At 61.7% G+C, this 22418-nt stretch carries 27 protein-coding genes and 1 tRNA gene; 10 read left to right on the top strand and 18 right to left on the bottom strand.

Features of this window, described 5'->3' with window-relative positions:
* Window positions 1–207 precede the first annotated feature (207 nt).
* The 4 genes from tfpB to HF682_RS08430 all read left to right on the top strand — a co-directional run bounded on the left by tfpB (window position 208) and on the right by HF682_RS08430 (window position 5289).
* Entirely contained in the window at window positions 208–2010 is a 1803-nt protein-coding gene (gene tfpB / locus HF682_RS08445) for a type IV pilus assembly ATPase TfpB (protein WP_168876734.1), read from the top strand.
* 183 nt (window positions 2011–2193) lie between these two features.
* Window positions 2194–3111 carry a carbohydrate ABC transporter permease gene (locus HF682_RS08440; RefSeq protein WP_205881944.1) on the top strand — a complete coding sequence of 306 codons (918 nt, stop codon included), beginning with the start codon at window positions 2194–2196 and terminating at the stop codon, window positions 3109–3111.
* Between the two features lie 3 nt (window positions 3112–3114).
* Complete coding sequence (locus tag HF682_RS08435) at window positions 3115–3942, top strand: carbohydrate ABC transporter permease (protein WP_168876733.1); 828 nt, start codon at window positions 3115–3117, stop codon at window positions 3940–3942.
* Window positions 3943–3993: 51 nt separating this feature from the next.
* Window positions 3994–5289: an ABC transporter substrate-binding protein gene (locus HF682_RS08430; protein ID WP_168876732.1), complete on the top strand. Its 1296-nt coding sequence runs from the start codon at window positions 3994–3996 to the stop codon at window positions 5287–5289.
* 6 nt (window positions 5290–5295) lie between these two features.
* Here HF682_RS08430 and HF682_RS08425 read toward each other — a convergent pair whose 3' ends face one another.
* Window positions 5296–5496 (bottom strand): SlyX family protein, encoded by a 201-nt coding sequence (locus HF682_RS08425; protein WP_168876731.1) that lies wholly within the window; start codon window positions 5494–5496, stop codon window positions 5296–5298.
* Between the two features lie 74 nt (window positions 5497–5570).
* On the opposite strand from HF682_RS08425, the gene arsC reads away from it, so the two are divergent.
* From arsC to HF682_RS08410, 3 genes are all read left to right on the top strand, one after another.
* Window positions 5571–5948 carry an arsenate reductase (glutaredoxin) gene (gene arsC, locus HF682_RS08420; RefSeq protein WP_168876730.1) on the top strand — a complete coding sequence of 126 codons (378 nt, stop codon included), beginning with the start codon at window positions 5571–5573 and terminating at the stop codon, window positions 5946–5948.
* Window positions 5945–6649, top strand: a complete 705-nt coding sequence (locus HF682_RS08415; protein WP_168876729.1) for a 16S rRNA pseudouridine(516) synthase — start codon at window positions 5945–5947, stop codon at window positions 6647–6649. The genes arsC and HF682_RS08415 overlap by 4 nt, the downstream gene beginning before the upstream one ends.
* Window positions 6650–6751: 102 nt before the next feature.
* Window positions 6752–6979, top strand: a complete 228-nt coding sequence (locus HF682_RS08410; RefSeq protein WP_168876728.1) for a hypothetical protein — start codon at window positions 6752–6754, stop codon at window positions 6977–6979.
* 67 nt (window positions 6980–7046) lie between these two features.
* On the opposite strand, the gene HF682_RS08405 is transcribed toward HF682_RS08410, so the two are convergent.
* The 10 genes from HF682_RS08405 to HF682_RS08360 form a co-directional block, all read right to left on the bottom strand.
* Window positions 7047–7337 carry a YciI family protein gene (locus HF682_RS08405; protein WP_168876727.1) on the bottom strand — a complete coding sequence of 97 codons (291 nt, stop codon included), beginning with the start codon at window positions 7335–7337 and terminating at the stop codon, window positions 7047–7049.
* 142 nt (window positions 7338–7479) lie between these two features.
* Window positions 7480–7944: an outer membrane lipoprotein gene (locus tag HF682_RS08400; RefSeq protein ID WP_168876726.1), complete on the bottom strand. Its 465-nt coding sequence runs from the start codon at window positions 7942–7944 to the stop codon at window positions 7480–7482.
* Window positions 7945–8045: 101 nt separating this feature from the next.
* Entirely contained in the window at window positions 8046–8420 is a 375-nt protein-coding gene (locus tag HF682_RS08395; protein WP_168876725.1) for a diacylglycerol kinase, read from the bottom strand.
* Window positions 8417–9871, bottom strand: coding sequence for a ribonuclease G (rng, locus tag HF682_RS08390; protein WP_168876724.1), 1455 nt, complete (start codon window positions 9869–9871; stop codon window positions 8417–8419). Before rng ends, HF682_RS08395 begins: the two co-directional genes overlap by 4 nt.
* A 12-nt stretch (window positions 9872–9883) precedes the next feature.
* Entirely contained in the window at window positions 9884–10489 is a 606-nt protein-coding gene (locus HF682_RS08385; protein ID WP_168876723.1) for a Maf family protein, read from the bottom strand.
* Between the two features lie 49 nt (window positions 10490–10538).
* Entirely contained in the window at window positions 10539–11009 is a 471-nt protein-coding gene (rlmH, locus tag HF682_RS08380) for a 23S rRNA (pseudouridine(1915)-N(3))-methyltransferase RlmH (RefSeq protein WP_168876722.1), read from the bottom strand.
* A gap of 12 nt (window positions 11010–11021) precedes the next feature.
* Complete coding sequence (locus HF682_RS08375) at window positions 11022–11531, bottom strand: phosphoribosyltransferase (protein ID WP_168876721.1); 510 nt, start codon at window positions 11529–11531, stop codon at window positions 11022–11024.
* 31 nt (window positions 11532–11562) lie between these two features.
* Window positions 11563–11916 carry a ribosome silencing factor gene (gene rsfS / locus HF682_RS08370; protein ID WP_168876720.1) on the bottom strand — a complete coding sequence of 118 codons (354 nt, stop codon included), beginning with the start codon at window positions 11914–11916 and terminating at the stop codon, window positions 11563–11565.
* A 1-nt stretch (window position 11917) separates the two neighbouring features.
* Entirely contained in the window at window positions 11918–12589 is a 672-nt protein-coding gene (gene nadD / locus HF682_RS08365; RefSeq protein ID WP_168876719.1) for a nicotinate-nucleotide adenylyltransferase, read from the bottom strand.
* Between the two features lie 8 nt (window positions 12590–12597).
* Window positions 12598–13860, bottom strand: a complete 1263-nt coding sequence (locus HF682_RS08360) for a glutamate-5-semialdehyde dehydrogenase (protein ID WP_168876718.1) — start codon at window positions 13858–13860, stop codon at window positions 12598–12600.
* A gap of 115 nt (window positions 13861–13975) precedes the next feature.
* Between HF682_RS08360 and HF682_RS08355 the strand changes: the two genes are divergently transcribed.
* From HF682_RS08355 to HF682_RS08345, 3 genes are all read left to right on the top strand, one after another.
* Window positions 13976–14060: transfer RNA gene (locus HF682_RS08355), tRNA-Leu, on the top strand.
* 293 nt (window positions 14061–14353) lie between these two features.
* Window positions 14354–15004, top strand: coding sequence for a DUF47 domain-containing protein (locus tag HF682_RS08350; RefSeq protein WP_168876717.1), 651 nt, complete (start codon window positions 14354–14356; stop codon window positions 15002–15004).
* A gap of 10 nt (window positions 15005–15014) precedes the next feature.
* Complete coding sequence (locus HF682_RS08345; RefSeq protein ID WP_168876716.1) at window positions 15015–16016, top strand: inorganic phosphate transporter; 1002 nt, start codon at window positions 15015–15017, stop codon at window positions 16014–16016.
* Between the two features lie 57 nt (window positions 16017–16073).
* Here HF682_RS08345 and HF682_RS08340 read toward each other — a convergent pair whose 3' ends face one another.
* From HF682_RS08340 to HF682_RS08310, 7 genes are all read right to left on the bottom strand, one after another.
* Entirely contained in the window at window positions 16074–16973 is a 900-nt protein-coding gene (locus HF682_RS08340; RefSeq protein ID WP_168876715.1) for a DMT family transporter, read from the bottom strand.
* A 118-nt stretch (window positions 16974–17091) separates the two neighbouring features.
* Window positions 17092–18354, bottom strand: coding sequence for a carbonic anhydrase (locus tag HF682_RS17955; protein WP_168876714.1), 1263 nt, complete (start codon window positions 18352–18354; stop codon window positions 17092–17094).
* Entirely contained in the window at window positions 18351–18971 is a 621-nt protein-coding gene (locus tag HF682_RS08330; protein WP_168876713.1) for a LysE family translocator, read from the bottom strand. The genes HF682_RS17955 and HF682_RS08330 overlap by 4 nt, the downstream gene beginning before the upstream one ends.
* A gap of 12 nt (window positions 18972–18983) precedes the next feature.
* Window positions 18984–19604 carry a LysE family translocator gene (locus tag HF682_RS08325; protein WP_168876712.1) on the bottom strand — a complete coding sequence of 207 codons (621 nt, stop codon included), beginning with the start codon at window positions 19602–19604 and terminating at the stop codon, window positions 18984–18986.
* A 61-nt stretch (window positions 19605–19665) separates the two neighbouring features.
* Window positions 19666–20661 (bottom strand): AI-2E family transporter, encoded by a 996-nt coding sequence (locus tag HF682_RS08320; RefSeq protein ID WP_168876711.1) that lies wholly within the window; start codon window positions 20659–20661, stop codon window positions 19666–19668.
* A 73-nt stretch (window positions 20662–20734) separates the two neighbouring features.
* A complete protein-coding gene (locus HF682_RS08315) occupies window positions 20735–22105 on the bottom strand; it encodes an NAD(P)(+) transhydrogenase (Re/Si-specific) subunit beta (protein ID WP_205881942.1) in 1371 nt (456 codons plus the stop codon).
* Window positions 22102–22413, bottom strand: a complete 312-nt coding sequence (locus tag HF682_RS08310; protein WP_168876710.1) for a proton-translocating transhydrogenase family protein — start codon at window positions 22411–22413, stop codon at window positions 22102–22104. Before HF682_RS08310 ends, HF682_RS08315 begins: the two co-directional genes overlap by 4 nt.
* Between the last annotated feature and the right edge of the window lie 5 nt (window positions 22414–22418).

Below are 22418 nucleotides of genomic sequence, written 5' to 3'. Positions count from 1 at the left end.
CATCCTTCCGGAACAGGGGTCCAGTGTCCCCCTTGTCCGGACGGTTCTGAATGATGCGCATCAAGAAATGTTTGATCCTGCATGCTTGCTGCGCGTGGGGGCCGCTGGTGCAGGCGGCTTGACCCATCTGACCTGAAAGGCAGATACGGCCAGAGTTGACCGGGCTATAATGGGCCCGTCTCCGGATATCCTCCATCAAAGGCCATCATGACGGTTGCAGCGCCTGCTTCTACCTTCTCCCCGATCCGCAGCAAGGCAGACCCGCGCCTGTCGACACGGGAGGTGTTGAATTGCCTGTTGCTGGAAGGCGTGCTGAGGGAGGCGGAGATTGCGGACTTCCTGATTCCGGCGCGAACCTCGGTGCATGGTGATGTACACCCGTTTACCCTGATTGCAGCGCAGAACTGGCACAGCGCCAAGCCACCGCACGCGCTGGTGGACATGGACTGGCTGGGACACTGGCTGGCCGGGCGGGTGGGTTTGCCCTATCTGGTGATTGATCCGCTGAAAATCGACGTGGCCAGTGTGGGTGGGGTGTTGACCCAGGCCTATGCCAGCCGCCATGGCATCTTGCCGGTGGCGGTGGATCGTAACAGCGTGACGGTGGCGACTGCCGAGCCCTTTGCCCGTGCCTGGGAGGAGGAGCTGACGCAGATTCTCGGCTTGAAGATCAAGCGGGTGCTGGCCAATCCGCAAGACATTGCCCGTTACTTGCCGGAATTCAATAATCTGTCCCGCTTCGTCAAGCAGACCGTGGCACAGGGTGGGCAGCAGCCGCAGCTGGCCAATTTTGAGCAGCTGGTGCAACTGGGGCGACGCGGTGATGTCGATGCCAACGACCACCATGTGGTGGCACTGGTCGACTGGCTGTTCCAGTATGCCTATGAGCAGCGTGCGTCGGACATTCATGTCGAGCCGCGCCGCGAGAGTGGCAACGTGCGCTTTCGGATCGACGGCGTGCTGCACCCGGTGTATCAGGTGCCCGCCACGGTGATGAATGCCATTGTCGCCCGCATCAAGGTGCTGGGGCGGATGGATCTGGCCGAGAAGCGGCGACCACAGGATGGCCGCATCAAGACCAAGTCGCCGGATGGCCGTGAAATCGAGCTGCGCCTGTCCACCTTGCCTACCGCCTTTGGTGAGAAGCTGGTGATGCGCATCTTCGACCCGCAGGTGCTGATTCGCAACTTCGCCGAGCTGGGTTTCAGTCGGGACGACAGCCAGCGCTGGCAGGGCTATGTGAACCAGCCGCACGGCATCGTGCTGGTTACCGGGCCGACCGGCTCCGGCAAGACCACCACCTTGTACACCACCCTCAAGCAACTGGCGAACGATGAGGTGAATGTCTGCACGGTGGAAGACCCGATTGAAATGGTCGAGCCCGCATTCAACCAGATGCAGGTGCAGCCGCAGATCGACCTCGACTTTGCCGCCAGTGTGCGGGCGCTGCTGCGGCAGGACCCGGACATCATCATGGTGGGCGAAATCCGCGACCGCGACACGGCGGACATGGCGGTACAAGCGGCGCTGACCGGGCATCTGGTGCTATCCACCCTGCATACCAATGATGCCCCTTCGGCCATCATCCGCCTGCGTGAGCTGGGGGTACCGCCGTATCTGATCAGCTCGACCGTGGTCGGGGTGATGGCGCAGCGGCTGGTGCGTACCCTGTGCCCGCACTGCAAGGAGCCGGGCGCACCGGATGAGGCGTTGTGGAACGAGCTGCTGGCCCCGCGCCGTGGCCCCCTGCCCACTGGGGCCTACCGGGCCAAGGGTTGTCTGGAATGCCGGATGACCGGCTTTCGGGGCCGCATCGGTCTGTATGAGATGATGAGCATCAGCACCGGCTTGCGCCACAAGATTGCCACCGGGGTGGAGCTGGATGCCTTGCGCGCCGAGGCGGTGCAGGAGGGCATGCGCACCCTGCGTCTGGCCGGGGCGCAGAAAGTGGCCGCCGGGCTCACCACCGTAGAAGAAGTCATGAAAGTGGTGCCCAGCGAGCGGGGCTGATGTCGCATCTGCAGGACGTTTACACGGCTAATGCATTAGCTCTCTTTATTCATTCCATGAGAATTGATCGGTTGTGCCGGGCTTGACCGGTGCAACAGAATGACCCTCGACACACAGAGCTGGTACCAAGCCAGCCGCGACCTCAGGCCCTGTTCAGGGTCAGGTCCTGTCTCGGGGGATGACATGACTGACAGTATGAGCTTGACCGCGCCGGGCGTCGGCCACCCGGTACGGGCCCGCATCCGTTGGGCGCAGAATGGTGTGGCCTGGGGCTTTCTGGCCCCCTACCTGCTGCTGTTTGGGCTGTTCTGGCTGTACCCGATTACTGATGCCCTCTGGCTGATGCTGCACGACACCCGGCAGCAACCCGCGCTGTGGGCACCGCTCAGCAACCTGAGCCGCCTGTGGTCCGACCCGATGCTGTGGACCGCATTGCGCAACACCCTGCTGATCATCCTGCTGCAAGTGCCATTCATGCTGCTGCTGGCCACCGCACTGGCGGTGGCGCTGGCTTCACCCAACCTGCGCTGGCGCGCCCTGCATCGCTTTGCCCTGTTTGTGCCGGTGGTGGTGGGTGAAGTGGCTTACGCGGCGCTGTTTCGTTTGCTGTTCAATGACCAGTTCGGTGCGGTCAACCAGTGGTTGACCAGCCTGGGCGTCGGGCCAGTGGAATGGCTGAACTCACCCCACGGCGCTACGGCAGTGATCGCCATCGCGCTAACCTGGCGCTGGACCGGCTACAACGCCATCCTGTTGCTGGCCGGGGTGCAGCAGATTCCGGCGGACCTGTACGAGGCCGCGCGACTGGATGGGGCATCGCGCTGGCAGCAGTTCTGGTTCATCACCCTGCCACGGTTGAAGAATGTGCTGTTGTTCTGCATGGTGCTGTCGCTGATTGGCACGCTGCAGTTGTATGCCGAGCCTGCGCTGATCACCTCCGGTGGCCCCGGAGATGCTACCTTGACCTTGTCGCTCTACATGTACCGGCAAGGCTTCCGCATGTTCGATTTTGGCTATTCCGCCATGGTGGCCTGGCTGATCGTACTGCTGGCGGTGCTGGGTGCGCTGATCCAGTTCAAGCTGGTCGGGCGGGAGGACTAAGCCATGCAGAAACTGCGCCCCTTCACCGCACTGCTGTTCAACGGCGGCATGTTGCTGCTGTCTCTGCTGTGGTTATTGCCACTGTGGCTGATGCTGGTGTTTGCCAGCCATGATGATGCCGCCCTGTATCAAACCCCCTTGCCGTGGCTGCCGGGCAAGGAACTGTTGGCCAATCTGGCGGTACTGCAGGAGCGTGCGCCGTTCTTCACCGCGCTGGCGAACAGTGCGCTGCTGTCCAGTACTTACACCGTGGTCGGACTGCTGGTATCTGCCATGGCGGGCTATGCCTTTGCCCGCTTCCGCTTTACCGGACAGAAGCTGACCTTTTCGCTGGTGATGTTCACCCTCACCATCCCGCTCAGTGCGGTGCTGATTCCGCAGTATCTGCTGATTGCCCGCGACCTGGGGCTGGCCAACAACCGCTTCGGCGTGCTGCTGCCCTATATGGCCAATGCGCTCGGGGTGTTCTTCATGCGGCAGATTTTCCTCAGCCTGCCGCAGGAGGTGTTGGATGCTGCCCGGATGGATGGCGCGGGTGAGTGGCAGGCGTTCTGGCGGGTGGCGCTGCCGATGGTCAAACCGGGGCTGGCGGCCTTGGGCATTTTGCTGTTTCTGTCGGCCTGGACCGACTACCTGTGGCCGATGCTGGTATTGAGTGACGACAACATGATGACTGCACCGGTCGCTATCGGGCGACTGGTGAATGGATTCCGGGTGCACTGGGGGGGCGTGATGGCCGGTGTGCTGGTAATGACGCTGCCATTTGTGCTGCTGTTCCTGTTCTTGCAGCGGCAGATTGTGGCAGGCATGACGGCGGGCGCCGTCAAATAACAGGGTGCAACTGCCCCCGAGACACCAGACCAACAGAGTGGGAGACATGAAATGCCGTTTGTCCGTCAGCCGTCCCGTATTGCCAAAGCTGTTCTCTATACGCTTTTGATTGCGGCGCCAACGCTGCACGCTGCCCCCAGTGGCGAGATTACCGTCTGGGCTTGGGATATTGCCGCCGATGCCCTGCGCAAGGTGACGCCAGCGTTCAACAAGCAGTATCCCGGCGTCAAGGTGGTGGTCAAGGAGCTGTCGACCGATCAGGTTTATGAACAGGCGCTGGCCGCCTGTGCAGCCAAAGGGCAGGGGCTGGCCGATGTGGTGATGCTGGAGAACAGCGCCGCCGAGAAATACTGGAAACAGTTCCCGCAGTGCTTTGCCACGCTGGAGCGTTTCGGTGTGCAGCAGCTGAACAAGGATTTCCCGGCCTTCAAATGGGCTGAGCTGCAGGCGGGAGGGCACACCTATGCGCTGCCATGGGATTCCGGCCCGGTGGCGGTGTTCTACCGGCGCGACCTTTACCAGCAGGCGGGTATAGACGCCAGCAAGATTGAAACCTGGGATGATTTCAAGGCAGCAGGCCTCAAGCTGTCCAAAGCCACCAACGGGCAGGTGAAGATGGCGATGTCCAACCACCTGACCGGTGACAGCTGGTTCTCAATGCTGGCCAATCAGAACCGCTGCTCCTACTTTACCCAGAGTGGCAACGACATCCGCATTACCATCAACCAGCCTACCTGCGTGAAGGCGATGTCCAAGCTGAAGGATCTGGTCTCGTCCGGCATCATTGGCACCGGCGACTGGGATGGACGCCTGCAGGCGCTCAAGGCCAACAAGGCTGCCTCGGCGGTGGACGGTGCCTGGTATGAAGGCTCCATCCGCGACACCATGCCGGAGCAGAGCGGCAAATGGGGCGTCTATCTGATGCCGGCGTTCAACAAGGGCGGGCTGCGTGCCGCCAATAATGGCGGCTCGGCGCTGGCGATTTCGGGTACCAGCAAATCGCAGGACGCAGCCTGGGCCTTCGTCAAGTTTGCACTGGCCACCAAGGACAGCCAGGGCATCTTCCTGAAGAATGGACTGGTGCCGTCTTACCTGCCTGCGCTGCACAGTCCGGATGTGGAAGCCGCGCAGCCCTACTGGGGCGGGCAAAAGATCTGGCCGACCATACTGGCAACCCAGCAACACATTGTCAGTGTGCGCAGCACACCGTTCATGTCGGCCGCTTCACAAGTGGTGGTCAAGGTGCAGAACGATTTCCTGCAAGGCAAATACCCGGATGCCCAGCAGGCGCTGGATGAAGCCGCCAAGCAGATTGCCCAGTCTACCGGGCTGAAGATCGGCTCCTGAGGCTGCTCAGTAATGCGGCGGGATGTCATCCGCCGCATTCAGCGGGCGACTGTGCTCCAGCGCCCGCAGCTGCTGTGCCATTTGTACCAGTTCATACTGCAGGCGGTCGATCTGCTGTTGCTGCTTGGCTACCAGCTGGTTCAGGCTGTCCAGCAGGTCATCCTGCAGGCTGAATTTGATTTCCAGATTGGTAATGCGCTCTTCCATGTGTGCTTTCCTGAAGTGGGTGCCGGGGCGCTACAATAGCGCCTTTGCATGACGATTGTCACCGGGAGGGCACCGTGCGGGTGCAGTATTATCATAATCCGGCTTGCTCCAAATCACGACAAGGGCTCGCCACCCTGCAGGCTCGCGGTATTGAGGTGGAGCTGGTCTCCTACTTGCAACAGCCGCCGTCAGTCGAGGAACTGGATCGCCTGTTGCAGCGGCTGGGCATGGATGATCCGCGCCAGTTGATGCGGCAGCAGGAAGCCGAGTTCAAGGAACTGGGTCTGGCGGAGGCTTCGCTGAGTCGGGCGCATTTGCTGGCGGCCATGGTGGCCCATCCTCGGCTGATTGAACGTCCCATTGTGGTGTGCGGTGAGCAGGCGCTGGTGGCGCGACCCAGCGAGCGGCTGGCGCCGTGGCTGGATGCGCTGTTCGGAGCGTCTGCCGCGTGAATCTGGAGCGCATGCTGCATAGCCAGGGTTTTGGCAGCCGCAAGCAGTGCCGGGCGCTGATCGAAGCGGGGCGGGTGGCACTGGGTGGTGAACCCTGTCTGGACTGGCGTTACGAGCAGGACTGGCAAGACACTTGCTTCCATGTTGATGAGACTGAATGGCGGTACCGGGCGCAGGTGTACCTGATGTTGCACAAGCCGGCAGGTTACGAGTGTTCGCAGCAGCCACAGCATCACGCCAGCGTGTTCGCCCTGTTGCCGGAGCCCCTGCGCCTGCGCGGGGTGCAGCCTGCCGGGCGGCTGGATCAGGACACCACAGGCTTGTTATTGCTGTCCGACGATGGACCGTGGCTGCATGCGCTGATGCATCCGCGGCGCCATGTCCCCAAACGCTATCTGGCCCAGCTCAAACACCTGCTCAATGATGAACAGCTGCATAGCTTGCAGAGTGGTGTGCTGCTGCATGGCGAGACCGTACCATTGGCCGCGCATGATACGCAGCGGGTGTCGGAGCGGAGCCTGTCGCTGACCATCGAGCAGGGCAAATACCATCAAGTGAAACGCATGGTGGCTGCGGCGGGCAATCGGGTGGAAGGACTGCACCGGGCGCAGATTGGGTGTCTGGCTCTGGGTGAGCTACCCTTGGGGGCCTGGCGCTATCTCAGCGCAGAAGAAGTCTTGATGGCCACACAAACACCCTGAAACACGCCGACGAACGGCACCCCTCACGGGCAGCTACGCTGTCTAAAATGAAAATTCCCGTTGGCAAAGACGGGTTGTCTTCGTAACCGTGAGGTAGCCACAATGAAGCCGTTGTCCTTTGATCTTGACCTCGACAAACACCTGAATGCCACGCTGGTGGTGGCATGCACGGCCTGCGGGCATGAAATGCGAAGACATCTGAAAAGTACGGCGCCGGATACCGTGCTACGCTGCGACTGCGGGCACGAAGCCACTATGACCACCCATCACCTGCTGGCCGCCCAGCGACGGCTGGCCAGTATCAAATCGGCCTATCAGGTCGCCGCCTGAGCGGCATGACCTGGCTGACGAACACGGGCCCTGCGGGGCCCGTTGTCATTGATATGTACCATGCGCCTTACTGACCGATCCAGTGTTGCAAGTCCGGGTGGGCCATGCCGGGACTGAATTCGGTTACCTGATACTCAGCGACCCCACCGGTGTAAAACGGGTCGGTGGCCAGTAGGGCATCCAGCCGCTCACGGGGCATGTTCACCGCCAGAATCGCCCCACCCGTGCGTGGCACTTTGCGCCCGGACGCCAGAAAGCAGCCCTCGGCATAAGCCGCGTTCAGCCATTCCACATGCGCAGGAATCAAGGCATCCACCTGTTCCAGCGTCGCAATGTAATGCAGAGAGATGAAGTACATGGGAAGCTCATTACAATAAAAACGCTAATATAGCGTTATATAATATAGCAAGCAATATTAATGGTGGCATGGAAAGAAAAAGGCATTGTGACGGACAGAATGCCGGGTGTGTGCTACCAGAAAAGCAGCCTGTCGTTGCCGCTCAGCGCGGTGTCACGCGGGCTTCGCCGCCTCCGCTGAGGACTTGCACCTTGTCGCCAATCCGGAAGGCCTGATCGGCTTCCTGCACAATGGCAATCATGCGGCCGCTGTCGAGTTTTACCGTGATCTCGAGGCCATCCCGCTTGGTCGCAGCCCGCTCCGCTGCGCTACCGGCCAGGCCACCCAGAATGCCACCGACCACGGCACCCACGGTCTGGCCGCTGCCCTTGCCAACATGGCTACCGGCGATGCCGCCAATCACGGCGCCCCCAGCGGCACCCACGCCGCTATTGCTGCCCTCAATGATCACCTGGCGCACATTCTGCACCACGCCGAATTCCACAGTCTGTGCGGTACGCGCACTGCCTGCACTGTAGACATTGCCGGACTTGCTGGAGGCACAGCCAAACAGCAGGCCACTGCTGAGCAGCAGTGCCAGGAGCAAACGGGGGGCGGGAAGGTTCATGGCGAACTCCGGATGAGGGTCAAAGGCTGGGACCGCTCAGCGGGCAGAAAGTGCCCGGCAGGCCGTGGCATTGTGACCACGATCATGGTCCCACTATAGGCTTAGCGATGGCCAAACACAAGCCACAGCGCGTAGCTCCAGCAGGCAAGGCAGATCACCAGCGCCACCAGTACGGCGGCACTGCCAAGGTCTTTGGCCAGCTTGGCAAGGTCGTGCCGCTCGGGCGAAGCGAGGTCAACCACCGCCTCAATGGCGGAGTTGAGCAGCTCGATGACCAGTACCGAGAGGGTGGTGGCCAGCAGGCCCAGCTTCAGCGGGATGCTGACTGGCAGCCACAGGCCGAGGGGCAGCAGCAGCACAATCGCCACCATCTCCTGACGGATGGCCGACTCGCGCCGCCAACCCGCCTTGAAGCCGTCGATAGAGTAACCAAAAGCATGTATCAGTCGGGTCAGTCCGGTTTTTCCGGGTTTCATGCCAGCACCACGTCGTATTGTTCCTGATTGTATTGACTCTCGACCTGCAGGCGGATCGGCTTGCCGATGAAATCGGCCAGCTGGGCAAGGCTTTGTGATTCCTCATCCAGAAACAGGTCGATCACGCCTTGCGAGGCAAGGATGCGGTATTCTCGCGCATTGAACTGGCGTGCCTCGCGCAGGATCTCGCGCAGGATCTCGTAGCACATGGTCTGTGCCGTCTTGATCTCGCCCCGCCCCTGACAGGTCGGGCAGGGTTCACACAGGATGTGCGCCAGGCTCTCGCGGGTGCGCTTGCGGGTCAGCTCCACCAGCCCGAGATTGGTGAAGCCGTTCACCGTCACCCGGGTGCGGTCGCGTGCCATCGCCTTGCTGAGCTCCTGCAGTACCGTCTGCCGGTGCTCCGGGTTGTCCATGTCGATGAAGTCGATCAGGATCATGCCGCCGAGGTTGCGCAGGCGCAGCTGGCGGGCAATGGCTTGGGTGGCTTCCAGATTGGTCTTGAAGATGGTGTCGTCAAAGTTGCGGGTACCAACAAAGCCGCCGGTATTGACGTCGATGGTGGTCATCGCCTCGGTCTGGTCGATGATCAGGTAACCACCAAATTTGAGGTTAACCCGTCGCGACAGCGCCTTTTCGATCTCGCCTTCCACCGCATGGGTTTCAAACAGCGGCCGCTCACCGGTGTAGTACACCACTCGCTCCAGCACCCCGGCGACATACTGCTCAGCAAAATGCTGCATCTTCTGGAAGGTCTCGCGCGAGTCGACCAGAATGCGCTTGGTTTCCGGGTTGACGAAATCGCGCAGCACGCGCAAGGGCATGGACAGGTCCTGAAACAGCAGACTCTGTGCCGGTTCCCGCTTGGCGGCATCTTGAATGCTGCGCCAGATTTTTTGCAGATAGTCGATATCGGCACGCAGTTCGTCGTCTTGAGCGGTTTCCGCACTGGTGCGCAGGATGTAACCGTGCTGGTTATCCGCTGGCAGCAGGCGGGTGAGGCGCTCTTTCAGTGCCTCGCGCTCGCTGTCGTTACCAATGCGCTGCGAGATGCCTATATGGTGTTCCTGTGGCAGCAGCACCAGAAAACGGCCCGCCAGCGAAATCTGGGTGGAGAGGCGCGCACCTTTGGTGCCGATCGGGTCCTTGATCACCTGCACCACCACGGTCTGCCCCTCGTGCAGCAGCTTCTCGATGCGCAGGTCCGGGTTCGGGTGGTGGCGCTGCTCGAACAGATCGGCAATGTGCAGGAAGGCGGCGCGTTCCAGCCCGATCTCAATGAAGGCAGACTGCATGCCAGGCAGTACCCGCCGCACCTGGCCGAGGTAAATGTTGCCGACCAGCCCGCGCTGCGCTTCACGTTCGATGTGCAGCTCCTGCACCACACCGTCTTCCATCACCGCCACACGGGTTTCCTGCGGGGTGACATTGATGAGGATGTCCTGATTCATGGGGTATCCGGCTCAGTCCAAGGTTCGCGGCAGTACATCATAGCCAAACTGGCTTAACAGCTGCCCGGTTTCATACAGGGGCAGGCCCATTACGCCGGTATAGCTGCCTTCCAGATGGGTTACAAACAAGGCCGCCAGTCCCTGGATGCCATAGGCCCCAGCCTTGTCCATCGGCTCCCCGGTTTCGACATAGGCGGCGATCTCGGCGTGACTGAGCGGACGGAACTGCACGGTGGTGACCACATTGTCCACCCGCAGCGTGCGGCCATCAGTCACGGCGACGGCGGTCATCACCTCGTGGCAGCGGCCTGAATAGCGGGACAACATCTGGGCGGCATCGGCCCCATCCTGCGGTTTGCCCAGTACCTGATCATCGAGTACCACACAGGTGTCGGCAGCGAGCAGCAGACGGCCTTGCTTTTCAATGTCCGGCAACCGTTGCCAGGCCGCACTGGCCTTTTCCTTGGCCATGCGGCAGACATAGTCGGCAGCGTGTTCGGACGGGAACGGGGTTTCGTCGATATCGGGGATCACCACATCAAAGCTGACACCAATTTGTGTCAGCAGTTCGCGGCGACGCGGACTGTTTGAAGCCAGAAAGATGGGCAGGGTCTGCATGCGGTTGCGCTGTGGTTGGGATGCAATCCGCATTGTACCGGTAGAATGCCTATTCGCGGTGATAAGGGTGGTTTTGCAGGATGGTGTGGGCGCGGTAGAGCTGTTCGGCCAGCAGCACGCGGGCCAGACCATGCGGCAAGGTCATTGGTGACAGTGACAGCAGCTGACGTGCACGCTGCTTGATTTCCGGGTCCAGCCCGTCCGCGCCACCGATCACCAGCGCCACATCGCGGCCATCCTGCTGCCACTGCCTGAGTTGCTGGCTGAGCTCCATGGTGCTCCAGCGCGCACCCCGTTCGTCCAGCGCGATCAGGTGGCAGTCACGCGGCAAGGCGTCCAGAATGCGCCCCTTCTCGGCGGCCATGATCTGCTCGGCAGTTTTACCACCGCCGCGTTTTTCCGGTTTGAGCTCGACCAGCTGAATGGTCAGCTCGCGCGGCATGCGGCGGGCGTACTCGGCGTAGCCCGCCTCGATCCAGTCGGGCTGTTTCTGCCCGACAATGATCAGCCACAGCTTCATGGCAGAGCAGGCTTACAGCCGCACCGGGCGGGCCAGATCGGCCGGCTTCATGTCGTCGTATTTCTCCATCGGCTGATGGATCCACGGATTGTCGGCCAGGTAGCGGGCGGTGTAGTCCGGCACGAACACCGAGCATTCCTTCTGCCACAGCACGCCGGTACGAATGTCCTGGATCTGCGGATAGCGCTGCTTCAGCTCTTCCACCACCCGACGCAGGGTGACGCCGGAATCCACCAGATCGTCCACCAGCAGCACGCGGTCGCCCAGCGTTTCCGTCGCCATGGTCAGGTGCTCGGAAATCACCAGCCGGTTTTGTACACGGCCCCCTTCTTCGCGATAGGAAGAGGTGAACATGATGGCCAGTGGCACATCAAAAATGCGGGCCAGTACATCCCCCACCCGCAAGCCGCCACGGGCAATGCACACCACCTGATTGAACTGCCAGCCCGATACCTGGATGCGGTGACCCAGGTCTTCGATCAGGCTGTGATAGTCGTCCCAATTGACGTGAAGATCCGCCATGCTCTGTTTTCCTTGTTCTGGGAGGGGCTGCTCATTCGCCCTGCCGGGGCATCGGGGTCGGCTTCTGGCCGCCCCACAACTGCTCCAGACTGTAATACTGACGCACGGCGGGTTGCATGACGTGGACCACCACATTGCCGAGGTCTACCAGCACCCATTCGCCGTACTGCTCGCCTTCAACGGAGAGCACCGGCACGCCTTGCTCTTTCATCTTGACGGCTACATTATTGGCCAGGGCCTTGACCTGACGATTACTGTCACCGCTGGCGACGATCAAGGCGTCCCACAACGGGGTGAGGTGGCCGACGTCCAGCACCACGATGTCCTTGGCCTTGACGTCTTCCAGTGCATCCACCACTGCGGCCTTGATTGCAGCGAGTTCCATATCAGTTCCTGCCGGCTCCATGATAGAGCCCGTTATCAAAGATAAAGCGCCGCACAGCGTCGGGCAGCAAACCTGCCGTCGGCTCGCCCAAGGCGAGGCGCTGACGCAGATCGGTTGCCGAGACGGTGACGGGCGGCGCAGATAAAACGTATATTTTACCGTGACTTAGCCTTGGTCGGCTAGGGGGTAGCTGATTTTTGCTGACCCAGTCCGCCACATCGGGGTACAGACCCGCCTGTAAATCACTGCCGGGACGCTGCGCCACCACCAGATGGGCCAGCCGCACAATGCCCTGCCAGTCACGCCAGCGGTGCAGCTGCTGCAGCGAGTCGCCGCCTATCAGAAACAACAAAGGGGCCTCGTTGCCAATCTCTTGTCGAATTTCCGTCAGCGTGTCTACGGTATAGCACGGTGTGGTGCGAAACACCTCGCGCGCGTCTACCGCCAGTCCAGTTTCACCCGCTACCGCCAGCTGGCACATGGCGAGCCGCTCAGCCGGGCTGGCCTGGGCGGTGTCGCGGTGCGGCGGCTGGCCAGTGGGCAGCAGGCGAACCTGGTCGCCGGGCCAGGTCAGCTGCAGCTCATCACGCAGGGCGCGGGCAATGTGCAGATGGCCGTTATGGATCGGGTCAAAGGTGCCGCCAAACAGGGCGTGTACGGGATGCTCGCCCATGCCTGGCCTTACTGGCGGATTTCCCCATTGCCGAATACCACATACTTCTGGCTGGTCAGCCCATCCAGCCCCACCGGGCCGCGTGCATGCAGCTTGTCGGTAGAGATGCCGATCTCGGCGCCCAGCCCGTACTCGAAGCCATCGGCAAAACGGGTGGAGGCATTGATCATCACCGAGCTGGAGTCCACCTCGCGCAGGAAACGTCGCGCCTTGCTGTAATGCTCGGTGATGATGCTGTCGGTGTGGTGCGAGCCATAGTGGTTGATGTGTTCGATAGCCGCATCCAGATCCGCCACGATGCGGATCGACAGGATCGGTGCCAGGTATTCCGTCACCCAGTCTTCCTCAGTGGCGGCCTTGATGCCGGGCAGCAGGGCCTGGGTGGCCGGGCAGCCACGCAGTTCGACCTCCTTGCGCCGGTAAATGTCCGCTAGCTGTGGTAGTACCGTGGCGGCGATGTCCTGATGTACCAGCAGGGTTTCCATGGTGTTGCACGGTGCGTAGCGCTGGGTCTTGGCGTTGTCGGCCACCCGGATGGCCATGTCTACATCGGCATCGTTGTCGATGTAGACATGGCAGATGCCGTCCAGGTGCTTGATCACCGGTACCCGTGCATCACGGCTGATGCGCTCGATCAGCCCCTTGCCACCGCGTGGCACGATCACGTCCACGTATTCCGGCATGGTAATCAAGAGGCCTACAGCGGCGCGGTCGGTGGTGTCGACCACCTGTACCGCTTCAGCGGGTAAACCGGCTTGCTCCAGGCCATCCCGAATGCAGCGGGCCAGGACCTGGTTGGCGCGGATGGCTTCCGAGCCGCCGCGCAGAATGGTGGCATTGCCGGATTTTAGGCACAAGGCGGCGGCGTCAATGGTCACATTGGGCCGAGCCTCATAGATGATGCCGATCACCCCTAGCGGCACCCGCATCTTGCCCACCTGAATGCCGGTCGGGCGATATTTGAGCTCGGTGATTTCGCCAATCGGGTCGGCCAGCGCGGCAATCTGCTGCAGCCCCTCGATCATGGTGGCAATCGCCTTGTCCGACAGGGCCAGCCGATCAAGCAGCGCGCTGTCCAGTCCGGCGGCGCGCGCGGCGTCCAGATCGGCCTGGTTGGCCGCCACCAGCTCGCTGCGACGGGATTCGATCGCCTCGGCGATGGCCAGTAGCGCGGCATTCTTTTGCGCGGTTTCAGCACGGGCCATCAAACGCGAGGCGGCTCGGGCTTGTTGGCCCAGCCCTTGCATATAGGCGTGGAGGTCGGTTGACATGTGAAAAGGTCCGGCATGTTCAGGGAATCAACTGATTCTACACAGCCCGCCGGGGACTGTCAGCGGGGCAGGCTTGCAGTGAAGGGGAAAGTTATGGATAATTCGCCTTCCGCTCGCCCGGGTGGTGAAATTGGTAGACGCGCCGGACTCAAAATCCGGTTCCGCAAGGAGTGTCGGTTCGATTCCGACCCCGGGCACCACGAATTCCGGCTTTGTGCCGCCAAACCCCGCCAGACCTCAGGTCAGCGGGGTTTTTGTTTTGTGGCCAAGACAGCACCCGGTGTCGCTTTTATGCCGCCGGAAGTCGGCTATGGTGTCGCATTGGCGCACCACTCAGGATAGATGGCCGTGCTTCTTTTTCATCTTTCTGTCACAATTCGCGCCGAATTGAGCGGGGCAGCATCCGCAAGGATGAGAGACCCGCTTGCATGAATCCATTTTGTTTCCAAAAATCAAGTTGTTGCATTGCATGCCTGTAAAGGGAGGGCACGTCATGTCCAATTTTCTGACCACATTGATCGCCAAGGTCTCTCCGCGCGAAGAGAAGTTTTTTGACTGGTTCAACCAGCATGCCGACTTGGTCGTCAATGCTGCCAAGCATCTGGCGGCCATGAGCGCCGAGCAGGACCATTCCTTCAAAGGGCATTTTGAAGCCATCGAAGGTCTGGAGCGTCAGGCGGATGATGTGTCGCGGGAAATCCTGCTGGCACTGCACCGCACTTTTGTGACGCCGTTTGACCGTGGCGAGATCAAGGATCTGGCGACTGCGCTGGACGACGTGATCGACATCATCGAACAGATTCCGGTGCGTGCTTCCATGTACGGTCTGACCCGCTTCACGCCGGAAATGGCTGCACTGGGCCAGATCGTGCTGCGTGCAACCGAGAAGCTGAAAGAAGCGGTGGCGATGCTGAACGACATGAACCATGCCGATCGCATCATCAAGGCCTGCCATGACGTCACGGTGATCGAAGACGATGCCGACCGCGTGATGCGCAACGGCATCTCCCGCCTGTTTGCCGAAGAGACTGAAGCCCGGGTCCTGCTGGCCACCAAGGAGCTGTACGAGCTGTACGAAGCCGCGGTGGACCGTTGCGAAGATGCCGCGGACGTGATCCACAGCGTGGTGCTGGAACGGATCTGAGGCCCGCGCCATGACGACTCATCTGATGCTGATGGTCGGCTTGCTGGTGCTGCTCGCGCTGGCATTCGACTTCATGAACGGGTTTCACGATGCGGCCAACTCAATTGCCACCATCGTGTCGACCCAGGTGCTCTCACCACAGCTGGCGGTGGCGTGGGCGGCCTTTTTCAACTTTATCGCCTTCTTGGTATTTGACCACACGGTGGCGGCCACCATCGGCAAGGGGACCGTGCACCCGGAGATCGTGGATAACGCGGTGATCTTCGGCGCACTGGTAGGCGCGCTGACCTGGAACATCATTACCTGGTTCTTTGGCATCCCGTCCAGCTCCTCGCACGCACTGGTTGGTGGTCTGGCCGGGGCCGCGGTGGCCAAGGCAGGCCCAACGGCGCTGATCGGCGGTGGCTTCATCAAGACCGCAGTGGCGATTGTGCTGTCACCGTTGCTGGGCATGCTGCTGGCCATTACCTTGTCGGTGATCGTGACCTGGCTGTGTGTCCGCTCCACGCCGGTGGGGGTCGACATGCGTTTCCGCAAGCTGCAGTTTGTGTCGGCTGCGCTGTACAGCTTGGGCCACGGTGGCAATGATGCGCAGAAGACCATGGGCATCATCATGCTGTTGCTGATCTCCAATGGCCTGCTGGATAGCCATGCCGGTTTGCCGATGTGGGTGGTGCTGTCGTGTCAGGTGGCGATGGGGCTGGGCACCTTGTTCGGTGGCTGGCGTATCGTCAAGACCATGGGCATGGGCATTACCAAGCTCAAGCCGATGGGCGGCTTCTGCGCCGAAACCTCCGGGGCGATCACCCTGTTCCTCGCCACCTCGCTGGGAGTGCCGGTATCGACCACCCACACCATCACCGGCGCCATTGTCGGGGTGGGCGCTTCACGTCGCTTCTCGGCCGTGCGCTGGGGCTTGGCAGGCCGCATCGTCTGGGCCTGGGTGTTGACCATTCCGGCGGCGGCGCTGGTGTCTGCTTTGTGCTGGAAGCTGGGTACCCAGTTCATGTAAGCCGCAGACATCGGGCGGATAAAACGGCAGCTGCGGCTGCCGTTTTTTTATGGGCGTTCAAGCAGGCTGAACCGTGACCGCAGGGCGTACCACCACCAGTACCGCGGCGACCACCAGACCCAGGGCGGCCGCATGCTGCAGCTGCAATGGCTCGTGCAAGATGAGGGCGCTAAGCAAGGTGGCCGACAGGGGCAGTACCGTGGTCAGTACGCCAGTTGCGGCACTGCTGATCTGGCGTACGCCATGGAAGAACAAGACAAAGCACAGCACGGTGATGCCCAGCCCCAGATAGAGCATGGTGGCCAGGTGTGGCAAGCCCAGCTGTGACCAGACGACCCGAGGGGCTTCCCAGACCGCCAGCGGCAGGAACATCAGCCAGGCAAAGGTGCTGACCCAGGTGGTGACCACCAGGGGCGACAGGCGTTGGCCCAGTGTCTGGCCCATGGCGGCGAACACCCCCTCGCCCAGCAAGGCCAGAATGATCAGTACGCTGCCGCGCAGGGCGTGCCCGCCGACCACGCTCTGTGCCGGAGTTTGCAGCAGCACGGTGGCGAGGCAGGCCAGCACAATGGCGATGGTGGCACGGCGATCGGGACGTTGCTTGAGCAAGCCCCACGCGACCAGGGCCACGCAAGCGGGCAGGGTGCCAAGCAGAATGCCCGCCTCAATGCCGGGCAGATCGCGCACCCCATACAAGGTGCACAGCGAAAAGCCGAACACCCCGCAGAAAGCAGCGAGCGCCAGTTGCCCCCATTCTCGACCTTGCGGTTGCGGCAGTTTTTTCCAGTACACCCAGGGCCAGAGTACCAGCAAGGCGACACTGAAACGCAGCCAGGACAGTACGCCGATCGGCAGTGCGGCATCCAGCAGCTTGCCGACCACCACAAAACTGCCGACCATTGCCATGGCCAGCGCAACTTGCAGGTGACCCCGCCAGCCGGGGTGTGGGTAAGCCATGGTGCTGCTCCATCCGTGAAAGGTGCTCAGTGTGCCGTAGCCGGATGCGGATGGATTGAACGAAATTGCAGGGCGTGATCCGCCCCGACGGATCAGGGCGACAGCCGGGACAGACTGCTCAGGGCTTCTTCTTGACGGGTTTGGCGGGGGCTGCGGGCTTGCTGTCGCTACTGCCGATCAGTTTGGCGATCTTGGCGGCACTGGTTTCGCCGTTGTAATCGACAAACACCAGCTTGCCATAGCCCTGCTTGAGGTCATTACGGAAGTCATACACGGCACCGATGACCGCCAGCTTGCCGGCCTTCACCTCCGGCTCGAACTTGATCATGCCGGCCCGGACCTGCAGGTGAACGTTGCGAATCACGTTATCGGTCAGGTTCAGCTTCTTGTCCAGCCGCAGGTTGTCCAGCTCCTTGCGGATCGGGCGGGATTCTTCGCTGTAATCGCCCATTGCGGCCTTCACCGCGCCGCATGCGACGTGGCCGACAAAAATCAGCACCGGGGTCTTCAGGTGACGCACCCCATACTCGACCGAGCCCTCACTGTTCACCAGCTGGTTGCCGATGTTGCGCACCATGAACAGGTCCCCTTCCGGGTTCTGGTCGAACACCGGGGTTTGTACCCGGGAGTCCGCACAGGTCACCACAGTGGCACGCGGGAACTGCCCATCACGGATCGGTTTGAAGTAAGCTTCATTGCGTGCTTTGCGATAGCGATCGTTGTCCTCGCGCAGGTTTTGCAGCAAATTGCGAATTTGCGCAGCTTCAGACAGCGTGCTTTCGCCCTGTGGCGGCTCAATGGCGACCGGGCCACTGGCGGCGGTCAGGGCGGTTTCCGGCTTGGCCTCGGGTTTGCTGCCGGGCTTGGCTTCCGGCTTTTTGCCGTTGGCCTTGTCGCCGGGTTTGCCCTTGTCCGCGGGCTTGCCGGTAGCCGGTTTGCCTGCCGGGGCCGCTGCCGGTTTGCCGGGTGGCGGCGGCGTGTTCTCCTTGACCAGCCCGACCGGGGTCACCTTGCAGGCCAGATTGAACTTGCGCTCCTCCAGCGAGCCGGGCACCACCGGGATCGCTTTGCCATCCCCGTTCAGGCGCTTGATTTCCTGATCGGCCAAATCGTAGTACACCGTCAGCAGCGGGGTGATGGTGTGGCGGTCACAGGCATATTGCGCCTGCTGGTTCATGCTTTTGAAGTAGAAGTCGCCGGGATCGGCTTGTGCGGCCTGCACATAGCGGTCCCGTGTCCACAGGGTGGCCTGCATGCCCTTGACCTGCCAAGTACTCTCGTCCATGGACACCGCAACCGAGTTATTGCTGTACACCGTGCGCCAGGCGGCGCTGGCGGGCAGGCAACACAACAGGGCGAGCAGGGCGACGAAGCGTGTCATCGTTGTGACAGCCCCAGCAGGCAACCAAAGCCGACAAACATGCCCCCGGTCGTCCGGTTGAACAGTCGCACTCGCCGGGCTTCGGCCAGCAGTGGGGCCAGCTTGCGACTGCCCAGCAGATACAGCGAGGAGCAGATCAGCTCAATGCTGAGATGGGTGCTGGCCAGAATGCCCAGTTGCAAGGCTTGGGAGGCATGCGGGTCAATGAACTGCGGGAACAAAGCCGCGAAGAACAGCAGGATCTTCGGGTTGCTCAGCGCCATCAGCAAGCCATCACGAAACAGGGTGGTCAACGGTCTCATCGTCACGCCGGCCTCCACCTGAAACGGCGTGGCGGGTGCCCGCCAGACCCGGATGCCCAGGTAAACCAGATAAGCGGCGCCCGCCAGCTTGAGCACCACAAACGCGGTAGCGGAAGCGGCCAGCAAGGCGCCCAGCCCGGCAGCGGTGACCAGCATCAGGCACAGTACGCCGCAGGCATTGCCGGAGATGGTCGCCAGCGCAGGGCGGGTACCATAACGCAAGGCATGGTTCATGACCAGCAGCATGCCAGGGCCCGGCGTCATGATGACGACGCTGACGGTGACGATATACAGTAACCAGGTATGCAGGGGCACGATGGTGGTTTCCTATTTTTGTTGTACCAGTGCCATCAAGGCACCGAAACCGATGAACACCCCACCGGTGGTTTGATTGAAACGACGCTGGATACGTGGGGTTTCCAGCCACGGCGCAATGCGTACTCCACCCGAAGCATAGGCGAGCTGCCAGCCAAATTCCACGATCAGGAAGGTCAGGCACATCACCAGCAGCTGCGGTGTTTGCGGCGCATCATGCTGAATGAACTGCGGAAACAGTGCCCCGAAGAACAGGATGGCCTTGGGGTTGCTGATGGCCACCAGAAAACCTTGCCGGAACCGCTGTGCCGGGCGTTGTGGCGTACTGGGCTGCGCACTGTCCCTGGGGGTGGCGTGGCGCCAGCACTGGATGCCCAGCCAGATCAGATAGGCGGCACCCAGCCAGCGCAACGCAGTAAACAGATGGGCCGAGGTGGACAGCAGCAGGCCCAGCCCGGTGGCTGACAGGCCCATCAGTACCATCAGGGCGGTCATGCAGCCTGCCATGGTGTCCAGCGCACCGCGCAGGCCATGGCGCATGCCGCTGTGCATCACCAACAGCATGTTTGGCCCCGGTGTAGCCGAAATGGCGAACACCGTAACCAGATAGAGCCACCACTGCTGCATGCTCATTCGGATTGCTCCTGACAGGATGGTATCCATTATGCCAGTGGAAAACCCTGGCTCGCCAGCGTCAGATTTGCCCGGCGGCGGACAGCTCCCGTTTCAGGTATGCGTAGTAGATCGGGGCGAGGATCACACCAGGGATGCCAAACAGGGCGTCCATCAACAGCATGGCCAGCAGTAGTTCCCAGGCAGCTGCCTGGATGCGGGCACCGACAATGCGGGCGTTGAGAAAATACTCCAGCTTGTGGATCACCACCAGGTACAGCAAGGAGGCGACAGCCACCTGTGGGGAATGGCTGAGGCTGACCACAAAGATCACCGTATTGGAGGCCAGATTACCCAGTACCGGGATCAAACCAAACAGGAAAGTGAGCAGGATCATGGTTTTAGTCAGCGGCAGGTGAATGCCAAACAGGGGTAGCACCGCCGCCAGATAGAGGGCGGTGAACACGGCATTGATGGCCGCAATCGTCACTTGGGCAAAGACCACGTCGCGGAAGGCATTGGCAAAGCGGAACGCCCGCTCCTGCAGCGCCTGCGCCAGTGGCCCGACATGGCGGTGGCTGCGCACCTGCCGCAACGAGACCAGGGCCCCGACCACCATGCCGATCAGCAGGTGGGCGACCATCAGCCCGGTTTCCTTGCCGACGCTCTGCAGCTCGCTGGCGTGCTCGCGCAGCCAGTCTATCGCAGCCTGCTTCAGACTGTCGGTGCCCACCGGCAGGTAGCTGCGAAACGCTTCTGGCAGCATGCTGCGGGTATCGGCCAGGATATCGGCCATTTTCTGCAGCAGCGCCGTGGGGTTGCCACTGCGCAGCAGGAACAGGCCGCCGATGACCAGCAAGACTAGAATCAGTAATACGGTTGCCGCAATGCCGGCCACCACCAGCAAGCGTGCCCGCTCCGCCTGCTGCGCGCCGCGCAGCACACGCGGGGCCAGCACGGCCACCAGCTCGTGTACCAGCAATCCGGCCAGCATGGCGGGCAGCAAGTGGGTTTTGGGAATCAGGATCAGCAGCGCGGCGGCCAGCAGCAGGCTGGCCAGGTATTGCGGACGATTCACGGCAGGCTCCGGAGACGGGGTACAGCCAGTCTACCGTGAGCCTGACACGCTGGCGAGGGTGGCCAGGCGAGTATCAGCCGTAGGCCTTGACCATGTCTTCGACCACCTTCTTGGCGTCGCCAAACACCATCATGCTCTTGTCGAGGTAGAACAGGTCATTGTCGAGCCCGGCGTAGCCTGCTGCCATGGAACGCTTCACCACCAGAATGGTACGGGCTTTGTGCGCTTCCAGAATCGGCATGCCGTAGATCGGACTGGCCGGATCGGTCTTGGCCGCCGGGTTGACCACGTCGTTGGCGCCGATCACCAGCACCACATCGGTACTGGAGAAGTCGTTGTTGATCTCCTCCATTTCCAGCACCTGCTCGTAGGGTACTTCGGCTTCGGCCAGCAGCACGTTCATGTGGCCGGGCATGCGGCCCGCTACCGGGTGGATGGCGTAGCGGACATTGACCCCATCATGCATCAGCTTCTCCGCCAGCTCCTGCAGTGCGTGCTGGGCGCGTGCCACTGCCAGACCATAGCCCGGCACGATCACCACGCTGTCGGCATTCTTCATCAGGAACAGGGCGTCGTCGGCGCTGCCGGACTTGTAGTTCTTCGGCCCGCTGTTACCTGCAGGTCCTGCCGCAGCTTCGGCGCCAAAGCCGCCAAGCAGCACCGAGAGGATGGAGCGGTTCATCGCCCTGCACATGATGTAGGACAGGATCGCCCCGCTGGAGCCGACGCAGGCACCGGCAATGATCAGCACCGGGTTACCCAGCGTGAAGCCGATACCGGCTGCAGCCCAGCCGGAGTAGCTGTTCAGCATTGACACCACCACCGGCATGTCGGCACCGCCGATCGGCACGATCAGCAGCACGCCCAGCACCAGCGCAATCGCCAGCATCATCAGGAAGGCGGCCTGGCTTTCGCTGGTAAAATACACCACGCCAAAGCCCACCATGCCCAGCGCCAACAACAGGTTGAGCAGATGCTGGCCACCAAATGCCAGCGGTTTGGCACCGAAGCGGCCGGACAGCTTGCCATAGGCCACCACCGAAGCGGTAAAGGTAATCGCCCCGATGAAGGCGCCGATGAACAGCTCCACCCGCTGTGCCGGGGTATGGTGCTCGCCGGTATGGTAAATGGCAGCCACCGCAATCAGCACGGCGGCCAGACCCACCAGTGAGTGCATGGCAGCCACCAGCTCGGGCATTTGCGTCATCTGCACCCGCTTGGCCAGCGTGCCGCCAACGGTCGCGCCCACCAGCATGGCACCCGCCAGCAAGGCCCACACCGGCTTGTGCATCAGCAGCAGGGTGGCAACCACCGCAATCAGCATGCCCAGCACGCCATAGACATTGCCACGCCGGGCCGAGTCCGGTGAAGCCAGACCCTTCAGGGCCAGAATGAACAGGATGGACGCGGCCAGATAGGCCAGTGCAATCAGGTTCTGCATCATGCCCCCCCCTGCTTTTTGCGGTCTTTCTTCTTGAACATGTCCAGCATGCGCTGGGTGACCATGAAGCCCCCGAAGATATTGATGGAGGCCAGCAGCACTGCCAGCGCCCCCAGCACCGAGGTCACGGTGAGTTGCTCACCATTGATGTCCACCACCTGCAGCAAGGCCCCGACCACGATGATGCCGGAAATGGCATTGGTCACCGCCATCAGCGGCGTATGCAGGGCGGGGGTCACATTCCAGACCACGTGGTAGCCGACAAACACAGCCAGCACGAAGATGGTCAGATTGACAATCAGCGGATCCATGTCAG

Origin of the sequence: Leeia aquatica (genome assembly GCF_012641365.1) — a bacterium.
GTDB classification, from domain to species: domain Bacteria; phylum Pseudomonadota; class Gammaproteobacteria; order Burkholderiales; family Leeiaceae; genus Leeia; species Leeia aquatica.
Note: the sequence above shows the minus strand (reverse complement) of the source record. Positions and strands in the feature narration are given on the sequence as shown.